The sequence below is a fragment of the Trinickia sp. Z7 genome, from assembly GCF_056498045.1.
On sequence record NZ_JAUEQW010000001.1, the window covers coordinates 620,943 to 641,621 of the forward strand.

General features: G+C 63.6%; 15 protein-coding genes. 6 read left to right on the forward strand and 9 right to left on the reverse strand.

The window, feature by feature from the left end; all coding sequences use genetic code 11:
• Positions 1 to 42 precede the first annotated feature (42 nt).
• Genes QQS38_RS02805 through QQS38_RS02815 form a run of 3 tightly spaced genes read left to right on the forward strand, consistent with a single transcriptional unit; the run spans position 43 to position 3,415 of the window.
• A complete protein-coding gene (locus tag QQS38_RS02805) occupies positions 43 to 1,485 on the forward strand; it encodes a short-chain fatty acid transporter (protein ID WP_479643833.1) in 1,443 nt (480 codons plus the stop codon).
• Positions 1,486 to 1,526: 41 nt separating this feature from the next.
• Positions 1,527 to 2,696, forward strand: coding sequence for a CaiB/BaiF CoA transferase family protein (locus tag QQS38_RS02810; protein WP_479643834.1), 1,170 nt, complete (start codon positions 1,527 to 1,529; stop codon positions 2,694 to 2,696).
• Positions 2,693 to 3,415: an enoyl-CoA hydratase/isomerase family protein gene (locus QQS38_RS02815; protein ID WP_479643835.1), complete on the forward strand. Its 723-nt coding sequence runs from the start codon at positions 2,693 to 2,695 to the stop codon at positions 3,413 to 3,415. The genes QQS38_RS02810 and QQS38_RS02815 overlap by 4 nt, the downstream gene beginning before the upstream one ends.
• A 202-nt stretch (positions 3,416 to 3,617) precedes the next feature.
• Here the strand turns inward: QQS38_RS02815 and QQS38_RS02820 are convergent, their stop codons facing one another.
• The 5 genes from QQS38_RS02820 to alaS form a co-directional block, all read right to left on the reverse strand.
• Positions 3,618 to 3,983 (reverse strand): response regulator, encoded by a 366-nt coding sequence (locus QQS38_RS02820; protein ID WP_479643836.1) that lies wholly within the window; start codon positions 3,981 to 3,983, stop codon positions 3,618 to 3,620.
• A gap of 28 nt (positions 3,984 to 4,011) precedes the next feature.
• Entirely contained in the window at positions 4,012 to 4,554 is a 543-nt protein-coding gene (locus QQS38_RS02825) for a hypothetical protein (protein WP_479643837.1), read from the reverse strand.
• Positions 4,551 to 5,276 (reverse strand): methyl-accepting chemotaxis protein, encoded by a 726-nt coding sequence (locus QQS38_RS02830; RefSeq protein WP_479643838.1) that lies wholly within the window; start codon positions 5,274 to 5,276, stop codon positions 4,551 to 4,553. Before QQS38_RS02830 ends, QQS38_RS02825 begins: the two co-directional genes overlap by 4 nt.
• 124 nt (positions 5,277 to 5,400) lie before the next feature.
• Positions 5,401 to 7,788, reverse strand: a complete 2,388-nt coding sequence (locus QQS38_RS02835) for an ATP-binding protein (RefSeq protein ID WP_479643839.1) — start codon at positions 7,786 to 7,788, stop codon at positions 5,401 to 5,403.
• A 303-nt stretch (positions 7,789 to 8,091) separates the two neighbouring features.
• Positions 8,092 to 10,716 (reverse strand): alanine--tRNA ligase, encoded by a 2,625-nt coding sequence (gene alaS, locus QQS38_RS02840; protein WP_479643840.1) that lies wholly within the window; start codon positions 10,714 to 10,716, stop codon positions 8,092 to 8,094.
• Positions 10,717 to 11,010: 294 nt separating this feature from the next.
• Between alaS and QQS38_RS02845 the strand changes: the two genes are divergently transcribed.
• Positions 11,011 to 12,231: a CaiB/BaiF CoA transferase family protein gene (locus tag QQS38_RS02845; RefSeq protein WP_479643841.1), complete on the forward strand. Its 1,221-nt coding sequence runs from the start codon at positions 11,011 to 11,013 to the stop codon at positions 12,229 to 12,231.
• A 94-nt stretch (positions 12,232 to 12,325) separates the two neighbouring features.
• On the opposite strand, the gene QQS38_RS02850 is transcribed toward QQS38_RS02845, so the two are convergent.
• Positions 12,326 to 12,874 (reverse strand): RBBP9/YdeN family alpha/beta hydrolase, encoded by a 549-nt coding sequence (locus QQS38_RS02850; protein WP_479643842.1) that lies wholly within the window; start codon positions 12,872 to 12,874, stop codon positions 12,326 to 12,328.
• Positions 12,875 to 12,981: 107 nt separating this feature from the next.
• Between QQS38_RS02850 and QQS38_RS02855 the strand changes: the two genes are divergently transcribed.
• Both QQS38_RS02855 and QQS38_RS02860 read left to right on the forward strand, forming a co-directional pair.
• Positions 12,982 to 13,650, forward strand: coding sequence for an O-methyltransferase (locus tag QQS38_RS02855; RefSeq protein WP_479643843.1), 669 nt, complete (start codon positions 12,982 to 12,984; stop codon positions 13,648 to 13,650).
• A gap of 176 nt (positions 13,651 to 13,826) precedes the next feature.
• Positions 13,827 to 15,539 carry a glutamine--tRNA ligase/YqeY domain fusion protein gene (locus tag QQS38_RS02860; protein WP_479643844.1) on the forward strand — a complete coding sequence of 571 codons (1,713 nt, stop codon included), beginning with the start codon at positions 13,827 to 13,829 and terminating at the stop codon, positions 15,537 to 15,539.
• A 143-nt stretch (positions 15,540 to 15,682) separates the two neighbouring features.
• Here the strand turns inward: QQS38_RS02860 and QQS38_RS02865 are convergent, their stop codons facing one another.
• From QQS38_RS02865 to QQS38_RS02875, 3 genes are all read right to left on the reverse strand, one after another.
• Positions 15,683 to 16,132 (reverse strand): NUDIX hydrolase, encoded by a 450-nt coding sequence (locus QQS38_RS02865; RefSeq protein WP_479643845.1) that lies wholly within the window; start codon positions 16,130 to 16,132, stop codon positions 15,683 to 15,685.
• Positions 16,133 to 16,391: 259 nt separating this feature from the next.
• Positions 16,392 to 19,655: an ATP-binding protein gene (locus QQS38_RS02870; protein ID WP_479643846.1), complete on the reverse strand. Its 3,264-nt coding sequence runs from the start codon at positions 19,653 to 19,655 to the stop codon at positions 16,392 to 16,394.
• Positions 19,656 to 19,666: 11 nt separating this feature from the next.
• The gene (locus QQS38_RS02875) at positions 19,667 to 20,320 is read right to left on the reverse strand and encodes a response regulator (RefSeq protein ID WP_479643847.1); all 654 of its coding nucleotides are present in this window, start codon (positions 20,318 to 20,320) and stop codon (positions 19,667 to 19,669) included.
• Positions 20,321 to 20,679 lie beyond the last annotated feature (359 nt).

The window sequence follows — 20,679 nt, forward strand, 5'->3', positions numbered from 1 at the left end:
CGGCACACCATAAGTATTTGGCTCAATGCCTGGAGACAACCCGTGAAAACCCATGAAACTTCGGCAAGACTAGCCGTCGCATCGCCACCGTCATCATATGGCCAGTTTGGCGAAAAATCGTTGATGCAAAGGGCGGTCGGTTCGTGCGTGTACCTCTTCGAACGACTGATGCCCGATCCCTTCGTGATCGTGATCCTGCTAACCGTCATCACCGCGCTGTTCGCGCTAGCGTTCGCGCCGAAAGGCACGCCAGAGGTCATTCTCGGCGGCTGGTACAAGGGGATTTTCGGCATCTTCACGTTCGCGTTCCAGATGGTGCTAGTGCTTGTGACCGGTTATGCGTTAGCGAGTGCTCCGATCATCAAGTCCGGTCTGGAACGGCTCAGCCGGCTTGCGGTCGGACCGTGTTCCGCTGTCATTCTGGTGTTTACGATCGGTGCAGTGGCGACGTTCCTCAACTGGGGCTTCGGACTCGTGGTCGGCGCCATGCTCTCCAAGCAGGTGGCAAAGCACGTACGCGTGGACTTCGCCTGGCTCGTCGCAGCGGGCTACAGTTCATGGGTGCTGTGGGCGTTCACGGGTATGTCCAGTTCGATCGCGTTGTCGATTGCTTCTCCGGGCAATCCTCTGAATCTCATCGAGCAGCATACGCACAGCGTCGTGCCTTTGTCTCATACGGTGTTTTCAACGTGGAATCTTGTGACTGGTTTAGCGGCGATGGTGCTAATCCCCGTCATCTTCATTCTGATGCGGCCCGCAGAAGGCGACGTTATCGCGGCCGGAAAAGATGCGCTCGAAGCCGCTGAAAAGACCTCCGATGTCGACGAGACATCGCGAGCAGACTCATTCGCCGGCAGGCTCGAAGGCTCTCGTCTGTGTGCGTTGGTGTTCGTCGTGGCGGGCGCGGCATACCTCGCGATTGAGTGGGCCCGTCATGGCGTCAGCCTCGATATCAACACTGTGATCTTTATCTTTCTGCTGGCGGGCTTGTGTCTGCATGGGAAGCCACGTCGCTATGTCGGCGCGGTGACCGAGGCGGCGAAGGTGACCGGTCCGATGCTGCTTCAGTATCCGTTCTATGGCGGAATCATGGGAATCATGGCCGCAACGGGACTTGCGGAAGTGGTCGCCAATGCTTACATCCATGTCGCGTCGACGGCCACGCTGCCATTCCTCAGCTATCTCGCGTCGGGATTGATTACGTTGTTCATTCCGAGCGGCGGCGGCCACTGGGCGGTTCAAGGGCCGTTCACCATTCCTGCGGCCATGCATCTAGGCTCATCGTTGCCCGGTACGTCCATGGCGATCGCCGCTGGCGAAATGGCGGGCAGCCTGCTCCAACCATTCTGGGCGATTCCCGTAGTAGCAATCGCGGGCGTTGGCGTGCAGCGCGTCCTTGGCTTCACCTTGGTGATCTTTCTGACGGCCGGAAGCTTCGTCGGATTCGTCTATCTGTTCGTCGTGCCGATTTTCGCCGGTACTTGATTCTGCGCACGAGCGTCTACTGACCTTCGAAGGAAATCGTGATGAAAAACCAGCTCGCACTCGAGGGCGTGAGAGTCATCGAGATATGCAATGTGGCAGCGGGGCCGTTCTGCGGCATGTTGTTGGCCGACATGGGCGCAGACGTTGTCAAGATCGAGCATCCGGAAGGCGGGGATTCGTTGCGGTCATGGCCGCCGATCACGGCCGGATTCAGCGAGAACTTCGCTTCTTTGAATCGCAACAAGCGTTCGATTACGCTGAACCTCAAAGACGCGGAAGACGTCCGTATTGCCAAAGCGCTGATAGGTGACGCCGATGTCCTGATCGAGAACAACCGCCCAGGTGTGATGGACCGGTTAGGCCTTGGCTATGCGGCATTTGCGGATCTCAATCCTCGCTTGCTGTATTGCTCTATTTCCGCGTATGGACAGAGTGGACCGCGAGCTCAGGAAGGTGGCTTCGACCTGACCTTGCAGGCGATGAGCGGCATCATGAGTATCACTGGCGAGCCGGGCGGTGCGCCGGTCAAATGCGGTGTGCCCTTAGCCGATTTTTCGGCGGGTTTGTACGCCGCATTTTCGATTGCGGCTGAGTTGCGGCGCGTCGCGCAGTCGGGTCGGGGCTCGCATATCGACATCTCGATGCTTGGTGCGACGCTCGGCATTGCCGCGTTGCAGACATCGGAGTATTTCGGGAGCGGGCGCGATCCGGTAAAGATGGGCTCCGCTCATCCGCGCAATGCGCCGTACCAGGCGTTTCGTTGCCGTGACGGCTACTTTGGCATGGCCGCCGGCAATAATGCCCTATGGGCCGCTGTATGCCGGGTGCTCGGTCATCCCGAGTGGATCGACGACGACCGCTTCACCACGCAGAGCCATCGCGCGCGTCATCAGGATCAGCTCAGACTCATGCTCGAGACGATCTTTGCCGACCAGCCCGCGCGGTTCTGGCTCGAGCAGTTTCGGGCGGCCGGCGTGCCTTGTGCGCCGATCAACAATTATTCGGATGTGCTCGCCGATCCGCAGGTGGAACACATGCAGTGGGTCCAGCCGCTCACGTTGCCCAACGGCGTCGAGACTCGGACTTTTGGATCGCCGATCAATCTGTCGGGGCACGGCTTGCCTATACGCCGTGCGCCGCCGGGGCTCGGCGAGCACTCCGAAGAGATCCTTGCCGGTATCACCGCTCGCCATGCGCAGGAGAAACAATGACGGACCAGCTCCGAATCGAGAGAAGCGCGCAATCTTGGACGTTCACGTTGAACCGTCCCGACAAGATGAATGCGTTGAACGCGCCGCTGGTCGAAGCGCTGTTGCAGGGCGTGGACGACGCGCATGCGAGTGGCGCCAGAATGCTCGTATTCCAGGGCGAGGGAAGGAACTTCAGTGCGGGATTCGATCAGGGTGACCTCGATAGCCAGAGCGACGCAGACCTGCTATTGCGACTGGTGAGGGTCGAGGCATTGCTCCATCTCGTCGCGTCGTCCCCTTGTCTGACCGTTGCGTTCGCCCATGGACGCAACTTCGGCGCCGGTGTCGATCTCTTTGCAGCTTGCCGGCATCGTTATAGCGCGGCCGATGCAAGTTTCCGGATGCCAGGCTTGCGCTTCGGTCTTGTGCTGGGCACGCGGCGCTTTGGTCAGGTCGTCGGCTATGCAAAGGCTCGCGAAATTCTCGAACAGACCCGGCAGATCAGCGCAACGGAGGCGGCGGAAATCGGCCTCGTCACGAGGCTGGTCGAAGCAGACGGACGCGCCGATGCAGTCGCCGAAGCGCTGCAGGTTGCCACACTGCTTGATCCGACGACGCAACGGCACCTGTATCGGGCACTGGAAAGGGAGCGGCCGGATCAGGATCTCGCCGATCTGGTTCGGTCCGCGTCGCGCCCTGGACTCAAATCGCGCATGCTCGCGTACATGAGCGAGCGGTAACGCGCCAGTTCTTTACGTGCAATCAATGAAACCCAAAGCAGCAATCGCATGAAAGCCGGCGCAGCGCTGACGATCGATGAAGTCCATCTGAAAGGCTCGCGCACCGGTACAGTCGTCGATCCGATCGGCGGCGATCCAGCCCCGTCCGTCGCCCCCAAAACGCTCCGAAGACTGCCCGCCGCTCGGGGGCAGAAAAGCCCCATCAACCCGCGAGCTTCCTAAACGTCTCGAGCACGGCCTCGCCCTTGAACGGCTTGACGATCCAGCCTTTGACGCCGGCCGCCTTGCCGCGCTCCTTCATCGCCGGACTGCTTTCGGTCGTCAGCATGATGACGTTGACCGCGCTGTTCGCAAGTTCGCCGCGAATCTTCTCGACCATGGTGAGGCCATCCATGTTGGGCATGTTGACGTCGCTGATGACGAGCCTCACGCCCGGGCTCGTCTTCATCTTGGCCAGTCCGTCCTTGCCGTCGATCGCCGTATCGACATCGAGGCCGTTCTTGCGCAGGAACCCGGCGACTTCGTCGCGCACGGTGCTCGAATCGTCCACCACCAGAATCTTTGCCATATCCAGTCGTTTGGGTTGAGGTTGGAAATCAGAAAAGCTCGAGTTCACCCGCGCTTTCGTGGACGTCGGCCACATGCGCGGTGAAGTCGATCGGTTCGCACGCACAGACGCACAAGATCAGGCGCAGCCTCGCGGCATCTTCGATCGTCACGTCGTAGGCTGCAAGGTGCGACGGCTCCAGCTCATCCAGATAGCCCATGCAATCGCTCGACAGCGTGTACGGCGTCGACATGCCCAGGTCGGGAAAATGCTCGACGAGCTGTTGATTGATGGCGCCACAGCATAAGTTGCCGATCTCGAGCGCCGCCTCGGGCAACGCGCGATTCGCAGTCTGTCCCGCGTAGTACGCGCGCGTGGCCTCGTCGTCGGCGAATTGCAGCAACAGAACGATGCGAAATCCGATCGACACGATCGTCAGAACGTGCACTTGCGCACTCGAGCGCTGCCCGGCGTGTTCATGCGCCGCGGCGCGCACGATCTCGCAGGCGTGCTCTGAATTCACGGTCAACCGCGTGCGAGCCGCCTGAAACACGATGCGCTCGAAACTATCCTTGGCGGCTTGGCTGATCACGTCGGATTCCGTTCGAGCTTCGATTGAAATTGCTGGGCGAGCGACTCGACGCTACCGAGCGCGGCCGTGATCATTTTGCCGCCGGCCTGAATGTCCTGGAACGTCGCCGTCGTGACGAGATCGTTGCGATCGAGACTGTCGCGATAGCTCTTGGACAACTCCTGCGAGCGCGTCGCGAGCGCACGCACCTCACCCGCGACGATCGAGAAACCGCGACCCGCAGCGCCCGCCCGGGCCGCCTCGATCGAAGCGTTGAGCGAAACCATCAGGACGTGATTGACGATGCGCGCCAGCTCATGGTTCTTGCGATGCATGTCTTGGTTTTGCGCCATGAGCGAGATCATCTGCTCATGCCAGCGTTCGAAGGTGGCCGCCAATTGTCTCAGGCGCGCCGCTTCGCTCGCGATGCGCCCTGCGTGCGCCAGCAGATCGTCGTGACGCGCGTGCGCCTCGGTCAACGCCGCCCGTGCACGCGCAAGTGCGTCCGCTTCGCATGCGAGCGCATCGGAAAGGCGCTGCGTTTCGGCGCTAAGCTCGCTCGCGCGCGTTTGCGCAGCAGCGATGAGCGTTAGATCCTGCGCTTTGCTCTCGTCGTGCGCGCCGCTCATCCGCGCAAGCGCTTCGCTGTGCTCGCGCAACGCGCGCAGACTCGCTCGTTTGTAGCCGACCCATGCGGCAAGCGCCGCCACCGCCCCTACCGCCGCAACCGCCAGCGCCAACATCGAATTCGTTAGAACCACAGCTTTCCCTACCCTTGACATCCCTGCTCGATTGGATCGTAGCGTCGTCCGATGCTCGCACAAACGCAGGGCTCGCACAAACGCAGAACTCGCGCGAGCGCTTCGCTCATGCGAGTGCGTCGTCCCGCGCCGCCTGCGCACCCTGACCGAGCGGCGCGCCGAGACTGTCGACAACCCATGTCTCGGGCAAATCCACGATCGTTTGGAAGCGCCGAAAATCGGCGCCGTCGCGCTCGTCGGTGAAGCGCAACTCGATGCGTCCTTGCTCGCGCTCGAGCATGGCCTTGACCGCATCCATGCCTACACCGCGGCCCGACACTTCGGTCACGGCCCCGGCCGTCGAGAAGCCCGCCCGGAAAATGAAGCGCGCAACGGCTTCATCGCCGAGCGTGACACCCGGTTCCATCCAACCGCGCTCGGCAGCGATCGCGCGAATGCGCCCCAGCGCCAGCCCGCGGCCGTCGTCGCTGAGCGTAATTTGCAACGCACCGGCATCGACGCCCACTTCGATCTCGATCGCTCCGGCCTCGGGCTTCCCGGCCGCCACGCGCTCCTTGGCCGGCTCGATGCCGTGGTCCACGCTGTTGCGCAGCAGGTGCGTAAAGACGTCCCGCAGCGCACCGCTTGCATGGCGGCGCAACCGGTAGCCGTTGTCGTCGACCGTGACCGTCGGCGCACGCTTGCCGAGTTCCTCGGCCAGCGACGGCAGCGATTCGATCGGACCTGCCAGCGCCTGCTCGAAGCTCTCGGTATCGAGCAGGCGCAGCGTGCGACGGACCGCGTCGCGCATGGCGACGAGCCCGGCCGTATCGCCGTCGCCGACCGACTCGACCAGCCGCAAGCTCTCATCGATATGCGAGCGATCGACCACCATATAGCGCCCGCTTTGCGGTCGATGCGCCACCGCGCCGGGCCCCTTGCGGCCGAGACTGACTTCGTTGATCGTGGCGTAATGCTCGACGGCTTGCTTCACTCGTGCGAGCTCGGCGATCGAAGCCTCGCGGTCCCACGCCTCGTCGGCGCCCAAACGCCGCATTTCGTCGTAGCGCTGTTCCGCTTCATGGACGATGCTCGTCAAGTGCCGCAGCCCATAGGTACGCGCATTGCCCTTGATCGTATGCATATTGCGGAACAACTCGGCCAGCGCCGATTCGTCGGCATGCTCGTGCTGTCCGATGATCCGCTCGTTTTCGTGAATGAAACCCTTCGCGCTCTCGACGAATTGGTGAAACTTGTCTTGGCTGACGGCAAGAATTTCCCCGATCATTTCGAGCTGCCGCTTTTGCTGAGTCGATTCGGCCGTGAGGCGGCGCAACTCCGTGACATCGCGCACGCAAAGCATGAGGCGCATGACCGTATCGCCCTCGTCCGTGATTGCCGACCAACTCAAGTCGAGCGTTTTGACGCGGCCGTCGGGCATCGTCTTGGCAACTTCGTTGACGAGCAAGTGCTCGTTGAACGCGAAATTGATGGCATCTTCGCCGATGCAAGCGTGAATGGCCGCCTCCACTTGCGAACGCGTGTCGGCATCGAGGCTCGTCTGGCCGAACACGAGCGACATGACGTCGCGATCGGCGATGTCCTCCGTCTCGAAGATGGCCTCGAGGTACGCAGAGTATTCCCCATGGACGAGACCGCCGTCGACCACGGTCAGGATGCCCTGCTGCATGTTCTGCAACATCGCCTGAATGTCGGCCGTCTTTTGCTTCAACTGCAGCGCGCTTTCTTCGATCTTTTCGATCATGTCGTTGAACGCGACGATCGAGCGGCCGATTTCGTCCATGCGCGTGACCGGCACACGCCGCGTGAAGTCCTGGCTCTGCGCGATCTCGCTCATCTCCGCCTGCATGCGCGTGAGCGGCCGCGTGATCTGCCGGTACAGCAGCATGCCGATCACAGACAACAACGCGATTGCCGCTGCCGTCGCCCCGCCGATCGCGGTGGTCGTGGTAGCGAGCATCCCGTTGAGCTCGCCGATCGCATCGTCCTTCTGACGGTTCTTCTCGATGCGCATCGTCTCGACGATACCTTCGAGTTCGTTGCGGTATTGGCCCACGTCGGCGAACAAGAAGGCTTGTGCGAGCGCGTCCTTGCCCGCCGCTTTCATGCCCTCGGTTTCCTCGATGGCCGCGAAATAGTTCGCCATGCTTTCGCGCGCCTGCGCGACGAGCCCCTTCTGTGCATGGCTTGCAGCCGCTTGCGCTTGCAACTCTAGCGCCTGCCGCAGTTGCGCCTGCTTCGTCTTCAGTTGCTCTCGCGCCTGCGTCACCATATTGGCATCGGGCGCGTAGACGAGCGTCATCGTCGCCAGTTGGACGTCCTTCACTTCAGCGACGAGATCGCTCGATGCGAGGGCGCTCGGCACGACGCCTTGCGTGACTTGGCGTACTCGAGCGGCGCTGCGGCGGGCTTGGTACGTAGCGTAGCCCCCGATCGCCGCGAGCGCGACGAACATGAGCAGCACCACCAAGGTGATGCGATGACGGATCGTCATGGGTGAACCCCGTTGCATGGTCTATCGCCGGTGGTCTTGGCCGCAGGCGATTTATTTGCTTATTGGCTTTGTATTGAACCTTTACTTGCTTCGCCGCGATTATCGATGCGCGTCGATGACGAAGTGATGACCAAAGCAATCGAGCGCGACGATCGGGGCGACGATGCGAAAACGAAGAGGCCGCTTGCAGTCACCTGCAAGCGGCCTTTGACGATGCCGAAGAAACTGGGGAAATCGAACCAGCCGTTTAGACCGGTCCCTTCCTTTAGAGTCAGCCTTTAGTGCTACCCCCTAGCGCCATCCTTAGAGTTGCCCTTGCACCCACGCGGTCACGCCCGCGAGCGCCGCGGGCAGCTTCGCGGGGTCCGTGCCGCCGGCTTGCGCCATATCGGGCCGGCCACCGCCTTTCCCGCCCACTTGCTGCGCCACGAAGTTGACGAGCTCCCCCGCCTTCACCTTCTTGCTCGCATCGGCGGTGACGCCGGCGATGAGGCTGATCTTGTCGCCATCGACCGCGGCCAGCACGATCGCCGCATGCTTGAGCTTGTCCTTGAGCTTGTCGACCGTCTCGCGCAGCGTCTTGACGTCGGCCCCTTCGAGCGTCGCCGCGAGCACCTGCACGCCCGCCACTTCGACGGCTTGCGCCGCGAGTTCGTCGCCTTGGCTCGATGCGAGCTTGGACTTGAGCGCCGCAAGTTCCTTCTCGAGCGATTTGACCTGCTCCTGCACTTGCGCCACGCGCTGCGTGAGCTCCGAGGGCTGCGCCTTCAATGCGGCCGCAACCGCATTGACACGGCTTTCGAGGCCTTGCACGTAACGCACGGCGTTATCGCCCGTGATCGCCTCGACCCGCCGGATGCCGGCCGCGACGCCCGTTTCGCCCACGATCTTGAAGAGGCCGATATCGCCCGTGCGATGCACGTGCGTGCCGCCGCAAAGCTCGCGCGAGAAGCCCAGATCGAGCACGCGCACTTCGTCGCCGTACTTTTCGCCGAACAAGGCCATCGCGCCGCCCTTGACCGCCTCGTCGTACGGCATGACGCGCACGATGCCGGGCGCATTGGCGAGCACTTCGGCATTGACGATATCTTCGACGCGGCGCAACTGCTCGTCGGACACCGGCGCATTGTGCGCAAAATCGAAGCGCGTCTTTTCGTCGTCGACGAGCGAACCCTTTTGCTGAACGTGCGACCCGAGCACTTCGCGCAACGCCTTGTGCATCAGGTGGGTGGCCGAGTGGTTGCGCGCGGTGCGCGCGCGACGCACCGCGTCGATCTCGGCTTTGACGACATCGCCCACCCGCAAGACGCCCTGCTCCAGCGTACCGTGATGGCCCACGACGTCGGCTTGCACCTTCAGCGTATCGGCCACCGCGAAACGCACGCTGGCGTTCGCGAGGACCCCGGTGTCGCCCACCTGGCCGCCCGACTCCGCGTAAAACGGCGTGTGGTCGAGCACGACGACGGCCTGTTGCCCGTGCGCGACTTCCTTGACGGCGGTCCCGTCGACGTAGAGCGCCACGACCTTGGCGTCGTCGAGGATCGACTCTTCGTAACCGTGGAAGGTCGTCTTCGCGCCCGAGTAATCGAGACCCTGCGCCATCTTGAACTTGCCCGCCGCACGCGCCTGCTCGCGCTGACGCGACATCGCCTCGTCGAACGCGGGCTCGTCCACCGTCATGCCGCGCTCGCGGCAGACATCGGCCGTCAGGTCGAGCGGAAAGCCGTAGGTATCGTGCAGCTTGAACGCGATATCGCCGGAAAGGAGCTTGCCGCCCTTGCCCTCGAGCGCGCCGAGCGCCTCGTCGAGAATCGACATGCCGTGTTCGATCGTTTCGAAGAAGCGCTCTTCTTCTTGACGCAATACATCGGTCACGCGCGCTTGCGCATCGGCGAGTTCGGGATAGGCCCCGCCCATTTGCGCGACGAGATCGGCAACGAGCTTATTGAAGAACGGCCGCTTGCAGCCGAGCTTGTAGCCGTGCCGAATCGCGCGGCGCACGATCCGGCGCAGCACATAGCCGCGCCCTTCGTTGCCGGGAATGACGCCGTCGACGATCAGGAACGAGCAAGCGCGAATGTGATCGGCGATGACCTTCAACGAGTTGTTCGAGAGATCGCTCACGCCAGTTTCGCGCGCCGCCGCGGCGATGAGCGCTTGGAACAGATCGATCTCGTAGTTGCTGTGCACATGCTGCAAGACCGCCGCGATGCGCTCGAGGCCCATGCCCGTATCGACGCAGGGCTTGGGCAGCGGCGTCATATTGCCTTGGGCGTCGCGGTTGAACTGCATGAACACGAGATTCCAGATCTCGATGTAGCGATCGCCGTCTTCCTCGGGTGAACCCGGGGGGCCGCCCCACACGTCGGGCCCGTGATCGTAGAAGATTTCCGAGCACGGCCCGCACGGCCCCGTATCGGCCATCTGCCAGAAATTGTCGGACGCGTAGCGCGCGCCTTTGTTGTCGCCGATGCGGATGATGCGCTCGGTCGGCACGCCCACTTCCTTGGCCCAGATGTCGTAGGCTTCGTCGTCTTCTTGATAGACCGTCACCCAGAGCTTTTCCTTGGGCAATCCGTAGACGGTGGTCAACAGTTCCCACGCGTAATGGATGGCGTCGCGCTTGAAATAATCGCCGAACGAGAAGTTGCCGAGCATCTCGAAGAACGTGTGATGCCGCGCGGTGTAACCAACGTTTTCGAGATCGTTGTGCTTGCCGCCGGCGCGCACGCTGCGCTGCGCCGTGGTCGCACGCGAATACGGGCGCGACTCCGCGCCGAGGAACACGTCTTTGAACTGCACCATTCCCGAATTGGTGAAGAGCAGCGTAGGGTCGTTGCCGGGCACGAGGCTCGACGAGCGAACGATCGTATGGCCCTTCGATTCGAAGAACTTGAGGAATTTCTCGCGGATTTCGGCGGCTTTCATAGAAAACGGAAGGGGGACGGTCTCGACTGGAAACCGGCCGCGCCTTATGCCCCAGGGCGCACGGCCGTTTTCCCCTAAACGGCTCATTATACGGAATTGTCGCCGGATCGCCCCACCGGGGCGGCGATCGCGCCGTTTTTCGCTCACGCCGCCGGCCCGTGAGCCCGGGGCTCGCTTGGGACGCGGCCCCAAAAGCGCTTACCATGCAAGGGGCCTGCTCGCGCTCGAGCGCGCATTGCAGGCCCGCCGCCCGCCCCTTTGGGCGCGCAATCAACTCGAGGAGACAGTGTTCGCATGGGAGCGCTCAGTCATATCCGCGTGCTCGACCTGACCCGCGTCCTTGCGGGCCCGTGGTGCGCGCAAACGCTCGCCGATCTCGGCGCCGACGTCATCAAAATCGAGCGCCCCGGCGCCGGCGACGACACGCGCCATTGGGGGCCGCCGTACCTGAAGACGCCCGAGGGCGCCGATACGCGCGAGGCGGCCTACTATCTGTGCGCCAACCGCAACAAACGCTCGGTCACCGTCGATATCGCCACCCCCGAAGGCCAACGGATCGTGCGCGAACTGGCCGCGATCAGCGATGTCGTGCTCGAAAACTACAAGGTCGGGCAATTGGCGAAGTACGGGCTCGACTATGCGTCGCTCAAGGCGGTCAAGCCCGATCTCGTCTACTGCTCGGTGACGGGCTTCGGCCAAACGGGCCCGCTCGCCGATCGCGCCGGCTACGACTTCATCGTGCAGGGGATGGGCGGGTTCATGAGCATCACGGGCGAGCGCGACGATCTGCCCGGCGGCGGCCCGCAAAAGGCCGGCGTGGCGATCGCCGACTTGATGACGGGCATGTACGCCAGCGTGGCCGTGCTCGCCGCGCTCGCGCACCGCGATCGCACCGGCGAAGGCCAGGCGATCGACATGGCGCTGCTCGACGTGCAGGTGGCGATGCTGGCGAACGTCGGCTCGAACTATTTGGCGAGCGGCAAAGCGCCGCAGCGCTGGGGCAACGCCCATCAAAACATCGTGCCCTACCAAGCGTTCCAGACGAGCGACAGTTGGATCATCGTGGCCGTGGGCAACGACGGACAGTTTCGCAAGTTCGTGGAAGCGGGCGGGCGGCCGGAACTGGCCGACGACCCGCGCTTCGCGACGAACCCCGAGCGCGTGCGCCACCGCGACGTGCTCGTGCCGATCGTGGCCGAGATGGTGAAGACGCGCGGCAAGCGCGAGTGGATCGAGGCGCTCGAAGCGGCGGGCGTGCCGTGCGGGCCGATCAACGATGTCGGCGAAGTTTTCGCCGACGAGCAGGTTCGAGCGCGCGGCATGCGCGTGGAGGCGCCGCATCCGAGCGGCGCGATGGCTCCGCTCGTGCGCAACCCGATCCGCATGAGCGCGACGCCGCCGGAAGTGCGCAGCGCGCCGCCGCTGTTGGGCGAGCACACCGACGAGGTATTGCGGGACGTGCTCGGCTACGATGCGGCGGCCATTGCCGCGCTGCGAGGCAAAGCGGTGATCTGAAGGACGATTCGAGGGGTACCGATACGAGGGAGACTCGCCTGCGGCGAGCGTTTCGCGTGCGTGCGGCCAAACCCTACGTTGGCCGCGCCGCCGCTTAGTTGGAGAGCGACGCGAGCCAGGCCCGGCCCTCTTCCCAATCGCCGAGACCGCTTTCGGCGTTGATATGCCCACGGGGGCCGATCTCGACTAGGCGGCCGCCCCAGGCATCGGCACAGCGCTTGGCGAACGCTAGCGTGCCGTATGGATCGTCGCTGCTCGCGACGACGATCGAGGGGAACGGCAGCGGCGCGAGCGGGAGGTCGTCGTAGCCGTGCGCGTCGCGCGGAAACGACGGGCCGCTCGGATCGGGCAGCGCCACGAGCAGCGCACCCGCGATTTTGTCGAGCTGCGCCGGCTGCGCTTCTCTCAAGGCCCAGTGCGCGACCGTCAAACAACCTAGGCTGTGCGCCGCGAAGCAAATCGGCCCGCGCTGCGCGGCGACCGCGGCGTCGAGCGTCGCGCACCACGCCTCGCGCACGGGATGGTCCCAGTCGGGCATCGCCACGCGTGCAAACGAAGCGTCTAGCGCTTCCCATCGCGTTTGCCAATGACCGGGGCCCGAATTCGCATAGCCGGGCAGAACGAGGGTTTGGGTTCGAATCATGGTGCGTCGTACGTGGTGCGTGCGAAGGTATGCGCGCTCGCGCGCGCCGTCCGAAGGTTCGCGCGTAGTATAAGCGCTCAACCGCTCGCTCGAAGGAGGCGCAACCGATGAATCCCGCGCAATGGACCGCCGTCGATCGCTATCTGTGCGATACCTTGGTCCCGTCCGATCCCGCGCTCGATGCGGCGCTCTCCGCGAGCGCCGAGGCGGGACTGCCCGCGATCAACGTGTCCCCCAATCAAGGCAAGCTGCTGCACTTGCTCGCCCGCATCCACGGCGCGCGGCGCATCCTCGAAATCGGCACGCTCGGGGGTTACAGCACGATCTGGCTCGCCCGCGCCCTGCCGGCCGACGGTACGGTCACGACCCTCGAACTCGACCCGGGCTATGCCGCGCTCGCGCGCAACAACCTCGAACGCGCCGGGGTGGCCGGGTGCGTCACGGTCCGCGTCGGCGATGCGGCAGCGTCGCTCGCCGCACTGGCTGCCGAGCAAGCCGCGCCGTTCGATTTCGTCTTCATCGACGCGAATAAAGACGGCAATCCGGACTACCTGCGGCTTGCCCTAGGCCTTTCGCGCCCGGGCACGGTGATCGTCTGCGACAACGTCGTGCGCGAGGGGCGCGTCGCCGATGCAGGCAGCCGCGACGCCGACGTCGTCGGCGTGCGACGCTACTTCGAGATGGCGGCGGCCGACCCGCGCCTCACGACCACGGCGATCCAAACCGTCGGCAGCAAAGGCTGGGACGGCTTCGCGATCTCGATCGTCTCGGCGTAGGCTCGCCTTTGCGCGCGCGGTGCGGGCGAGCGACGGGACCCTCCCGCGGCACGCATCGCACCCGCGCTCGCGCGGGCCTGCACCGTGCCGCGCGTCGCTGCCAGTCTCCTTTAGGTAGAATGATCGGATTGCCGCGGGCTCGTCCCGTGTAACTTCCGCCGATTTCCGACTCTCGCATGAACAACGAACGCAACGACGCTGCGGCGGCTCCGCCGTCCAATTTCATCCGCAACATCATCGATGAGGACAACCGCACGGGCAAATGGGGCGGCCGCGTCGAAACGCGCTTCCCCCCCGAGCCGAACGGCTACCTGCACATCGGCCATGCGAAGAGCATCTGCCTGAATTTCGGCGTGGCGCGCGACTACGGCGGCGTCTGCCATTTGCGTTTCGACGATACGAATCCTGAAAAGGAAAGCATCGAATACGCCGATTCGATCGTCGACGCCGTGCGTTGGCTCGGCTTCGACTGGGAGAAGGACGGCAAGTCGCATCAGTATTTCGCGAGCGACTACTACGACAAGCTCTACCAATACGCCGAACTGTTGATCCAGCGCGGCAAGGCCTACGTCGACAGCCAAACGGCGGACGAGATCCGCGCCAATCGCGGTTCGCTCACCGAGCCCGGAAAGAACTCGCCCTATCGCGACCGCACGCCCGAGGAAAACCTCGAGCTGTTCCGTCGCATGAAAGCCGGCGAATTCAAGGAAGGCGAGCATGTGCTGCGCGCCAAGATCGACATGGGCTCGCCGAACATGACGATGCGCGACCCGGTGCTCTACCGCGTCCGCTTCGCGCATCACTACCGCACCGGCGATACCTGGTGCATTTACCCGATGTACGACTATGCGCACTGCATTTCGGACGCGATCGAAAACATCACGCATTCGCTTTGCACGCTCGAATTCGAGGATCACCGCCCGTTGTACGACTGGGTGCTCGACGAACTCGCCGAGGCGGGCGTCTTCACGCGTCCGCTGCCGCAGCAGATCGAGTTCTCGCGACTGAACCTCACTTACGCGATCACGAGCAAGCGCAAGCTGTTGCAACTCGTGACCGAGGGCCACGTCGACGGCTGGGACGATCCGCGCATGCCGACGATCGTCGGCGTGCGCCGGCGCGGCTTCACGCCGGAGGGCATCAGGCTGTTTTGCGATCGCATCGGCGTCACGAAAGTCGACTCGTGGATCGACATGAGCGTGTTCGAAGGCGCGCTGCGCGACGATCTGGACGAGAAAGCGCCACGCACGGCGGCCGTGCTCGATCCGCTCAAGCTCGTCATCGACAACTTCCCCGTCGATTTGGCCGATCTGTGTTCGGCGCCCGTCCATCCGCACCACCCGGAACGCGGCCAGCGCACGTTCCCGATCACGCGCGAGTTGTGGATCGAGCGCGACGATTTCACCGAAACACCGCCAAAGGGTTACTTCCGGCTGTTCCCGGGCAACAAGGTACGGTTGCGCTACGGTTACGTCATCGAATGCACGGGCGCGGAAAGGGACGCGAACGGCAATATCGTCGCCGTCCACTGCAACTACTTCCCCGATAGCAAGTCCGGCACGGAAGGCGCAAACAACTACAAGGTGAAAGGCAATATCCACTGGGTCAGCGCCACCCATGCCGTGCCGGCCGAAGTGCGGCTGTACGACCGGCTGTTCAAGGAGGCGCAACCCGATGCGGGCGGGCGCAATTTCCTCGAGGCGCTCAATCCCGATTCGAAGCGCGTGGTCCAGGCCTATTTGGAGCCGGGCGCGGAAACCTTGGCGCCCGAGGAGCGCTGCCAATTCGAGCGCCACGGCTACTTCGTCGCCGACCGCTACGATTCGAAACCGGGCAAGCCCGTGTTCAATCGAATCGTCGGCCTGCGCGACAGTTGGGGCGGCAAGTAACCAAGGGAACGGCGGCGGCTTCGCCGCGTGCTCGGCGCGGTGGTTCACGAGCATCCGCACCGAGCGCGCCGGGCCGTTTCTGTACGGCAGGCGATCCGGGGCAACGCTTCGCGTTCCCCTCAGTCTGCGTCTGACCTCTACTTCTACAAATCGCGGTGTAATTGCGCGAGCGAAAGCGCCGTCGCGAAGAGTCGCGTGAGGCTGCCGCTCGCATAGCGGCCGACCGCATGCGGCGCCACCCAGCGGAACGCATCCATCTCGGGGATGGGCCCGCCATGCTTGCGGCTCGGAAACATCGACGTACACACGCAGCGGGCTAAATCGACTTCCCCCTCCTCGACGCGCGCGGCGAACAAATGCAAGTCCTTGTCGCGGCGATAAGCGAAGCGGCCGAGGTCTTTCAGGCGCTGCGGCGCGAGTTCGATGCCCGTTTCCTCGCGCAACTCACGCAAGGCAGCTTCGAGCGGAGCCTCGCCGGCGTCGGGCTGTCCTTTGGGAATGTCCCAATGTGACGTTTCCGTAGCGTGGGCGAGCAAGACTCGGCCGCGACCGTCGAGCAACACGACGCCGCACGAAATCGTTCGCTCGCTCATGGCCGCGGCCCGAACCTTCCGACGCCTGCCGAACGAGCCTGCATGAGCTCCAAGCGCACGTTTCCTCCGATATCAAGGACATCACCAGATGATACCGGCGGCACGGGCGTCGCGGCAAAGCGGCAAAGCGGCAAACAGGATTCACGTCGATTCCCGGTGAAGCGCAAGCGATGCAGCGAAGCAAATATCGACGCATTGACGACTAACATCTCGCCACCATCGACTCTGCCTGCGGCAAGCTACGAACGAAAGCTCGGCCTCAATCCGATGAGCATGCCTGTGCGATGGCACGCTCGATCGCCGCTGACAGGGTGCGCACCGACGCCTGCACCCCTTCCTGTTGCGCCAACGCTTCCTGAAGGCGAACGGCCGCGTCGGCCACCGCTCGCAGTCGAAACCATGCCGCCGTGCCGGCAATCGCGTGGGCAACCTCATGCATACGGTCGCTGTCCCCCTTCGATGACGAGGCTAGCAACGCATTCAAATCCGCGGCGAGCGTTCGGCAAAGCTGCTGCCACAACTCGTCGCGCACGAGCGCATCGTCGAAACCGCTGTTCCACGAATCGAGGAGCCGATGCCGCACGAGCAACGCGCGCAACTGCTCGGTCGATAGCGGTTTGACGAAGACTTCATCGGCGCCTGCGTCGAGGCAGGCCTCCCGCTTTTGTGCGGTGGCATCGGCCGTCAATACGACGAGCACCGTGCGACGCTCGTGATCGCCTTGGACCGCGCCATCTCGCTCGCGCCGGCGAATGCGCTCGACGAGCGTCAAGCCGTCGAGCAGAGGCATCGCGCAATCGGTGATCACCATCGCGTAATCGCCCTGTTCATAAGCCTTAAGCGCTTGAACGCCGTCCTCGGCCAAATCGCAGTCGACGACACTCAAATTCGCGAGCTGTCGTCCCAGCACTTCGCGGTTGATGAGTTGATCCTCGACCAGCAAAATCCGCCGCCTCGCACGCTCCGATGCAAACGATGCAGTCGGGTCGGCTTCGGGCGCAACACCGCCGTGGCCGCCGGTGGCAAGGGGCGCACGGTCGATCGGCAGATCCAATGTGACGGTGACCGTGGTGCCCTGCGCCAACGCGCTCTCGAGCTCAATGGCGCCGCCCATCCGTTCGATCAAGCGCCGGCAAATGGCCAGCCCTAAGCCCGTCCCGCCGTACCCGCTCCTGGCAGTTCCGCTCGCCTGCGAAAACGGCGCGAACAAGCGCGCCTGATCGTCCTGCGAGATGCCGATGCCCGTATCGGCAATACGCAGACGCAGCGCTTGCGTGGCGGCCGTCTCTCCGAGCACCTCGACCGTCACCGAGACAGAGCCTCGTTCCGTGAACTTCACCGCATTGCCGAGCAGGTTGAGCAACACCTGTCCGAGCCGCTGCATGTCGCCGAGATGGCGCGGCGCCACGGCGCGCGAGATTTCCACGTGCAACCGCAACCCCTTGCGCTGGATCAACGGTGCAACGAAGCCGGCTGCTCGCTCGACGATCTCGGCCATGCAGATGGGCGTCGATTCGAGCGCGAACTCGCCGTTTTCGCTTTTGGCGAAATCGAGAATGTCATTGAGGATTCGTAGCAATAGTTCGGCGGCATTGCCGGCCATCTCGACGAGACGGCGGTCGTCATCGGCCAAAGCGTCGTGATCGAGCAACTGCAAGATGCCGATGATGCCGCTCATCGGCGTACGTAGTTCGTGACTGACCATTGCGATGAAAGCGTCTCGCGCGCTCGCGGCCTCTTCGGCCTGGTGCTTTGCGTCGATCAGGGCCGCGTGAGACGCTTTGGCCTCGGTCACATCATGCAAGTACCCATTCCATTCGACGCCGCCGTCTTCGCGCGAGCGCGGCTCCGCTTCGACGTGAAACCACGCGAGCCGGCCGTCAGGCATGTGCAGCATGAATTCGGCGCGCACGCGCTCGAGCGAGCGGGCCGAACGCAGGAACATCCTCGTCAATCGCCTGCGTTGAGGCAGATCGAGCGAGCGCACGAACGGGCCGAACGCGTCGGTCGCGTGGGTGTCGTGCGCGCGCACGAGCGCGTCGGCCCGACGGTTGGCGAAGACCAGATCGAACGTGGGGCGCGGCGCGCGCCGCAAGCGCAGTTGGAACACGACAGAAGGCAGGGCCTGCGTCAATTCGACGAGCCGGCGCTTATGCTCCAGTTCCCTGCGCTCCATGCGACGCAGGTCCGAGACATCGACGAACGCGCACAGCACCGCGGCTCGATGGCCGTCTTCACCGCTGCAAAGCCGAACCCAATACACGGCCTCATGGATCGTGTCGTCGTGGCCGCGATAGCGCAGTTCGCCCTGCGCGGGCCGCCCCGTTTCAAGAACTGCGCGCGCCGCCTGCGCGAATACATCGACGTCGACCTCTCGCCCCGGCCCCGGCGGCGGCAGTATCTTTCCGACGACATGTTCGGACCGCACGCCCATGGCCTGCTCGTAGGCGGGATTGACGGCGACATATCGACCGTCGGCATCTTTGACGCAAACCGGAATCGGCACCGTATCCATCAGCAGCGCCTTGAAGCGGGTCTCGAACACCAGCTCGCGTTCGGTTCGACGGCGATGACGAACCTCTTTGCGAAGACGCAGCATGTTGAACGACAACAGCGCGAGAAAGACCACCGTCACGACGCCCAGCGGCGTAAGCACGAGCCAGAGGGTGCGCGGGGCAACCCCGAACGTGAAGCGGCTCGATAGCCAGCTGTTTTGGATGCGCTCGCGCTCGATTTCGGGAATCTCCGACAATACGCGGTCGATCAGAGGCACCAGAGGCGCAAACTGCGGCGCAACGCCGAAGGACAGCTCTTGAATGCGATCGGCTGGCGCCGCGATGCGCAACGTGCCTGCATAACGCTCGCGCACGATCCGATCGATGACGCCGAGATTACCGATGTACGCGAAGGCGCGGCCCTGCGCGACCGCATCGAGCCCATCCTCGGCGGAGCCGACCGTGACCGCGTGAACGCTCGGCAACCCCGGGAACCTAAGACGCGCCGTCTGGACATCGCCGACGATCGCCACCTGCCCGCCTTCGAGGTCCTGCAGGCTGCCGATGAACGGCGCGTTTTCGCGCGTGACGATGACGAGGGGATAACGCACGTAGGGAGTCGACAAGCCGAAGCCTGGTGCGAGCCCATCGAACTGCGAGGCGGCTAGCACGATATCGATGCGGCCTTCATTGGCGAGCCAAATCGTTTCGCCCCACGAGCGCGTCGGGACCAAACGGAAGCGAACACCCAACGTGCTCTTCAGAAAGTCGAGATAGTCGGCGGAGATGCCGTCGATGCGCCCCTGTGGATCCACGAACGCCATGGGCGCCCAATGCGGATCGACGCCCAGGCGCAGCGGCGGCAGAGATTCGAGGTAGTCGCGATCGGCCTGCGACAGCGGCACGCGCAAATCGCGCGCAGCGCTCGAGGGCGTGCCGCGTTCATGTTGGGAACAGCCGACGAGCACTGCCGCAGCGAAGACGCACGCTGCGAGCCCACGCCCGATGCGCAAGACGCCGGCATGCACGGCCGCCATCGCTACGAACAATGATCATGCGCTCGCCAATACTCGAGCAATTCTTGATTGGTCCCCAGGCCGAGTTTGTGCTGCGCGCGAACCTTGTGTGCGCTCACCGTCTTGACGCTGCGATTGAGCCTTTCGGCAATTTGCGCGGCGGTCAGCCCGTCCGCGGCGAACAAGCGAATCACTTCCATTTCCGCGGTGGTCAGCGTCGCTTCCTTGCCGACGCGCTCGCCGACGAGATTCATTCGCGCGAGCAGCTTTTCCACACCGGGACTGACGTAAGTCCTACTCTGCGCCGCTGCGACGAGCGCGCAATGCAATTCGTTGACGCCGCCCGCCTTCTCCACGACACCCTTTACGCCTTTCGCCAACAGTTTGTTCAAGATGGCCGCATTGCGCATGGCGGTGACGACGATGATGGGCACACCCGGGCAAATCCGCTGCAAGCGATCGACGAGGGCGATCCCGTCGCGCGTTCGTGTGCCGGGCATCGACAAATCGGTCACGATCGCGTCGCACGGATATTGCCGTACTGCCGCGATCAGCTCGTCGGAATCGGCGGCTTCCGCGACGACGTGTGCGACATGCCCAGCCTCGATGGCCAGCCGAATGCCGTAGCGGACAATGCCATGATCTTCCGCCAATATGATCTGCAATGGTTTGTTCACGACGTTGTATGCCTCTCTGATCTGCCGGCGATGCGCCCGGGTAGCCAGCTCGGCCGGCCACCGCGTCGCGACCAGCCCCGGTGATCGGCGCGTCGGCGGTTATCGAGAAATTGTAGTCACGGCCGGCCAATATCAAACTGTAGGGACGTTATGCAGATCGGCGAATAAGAAAATTCTCGAATAGTGAAACAAACGGGCGTTTGCAATCGATTTCTAGTGCCAATTCGCCGTGGTTCTAGCGCATCAACCGTGGCTATACCGCTGCCATCTGCCGCGCGCCGTCGCAGCAAGCACGGCGCACGAGACGGCAACGGCAGGAATTGGACTTAGGCCCCGGCCATATGCGGGGGTTTCTATGC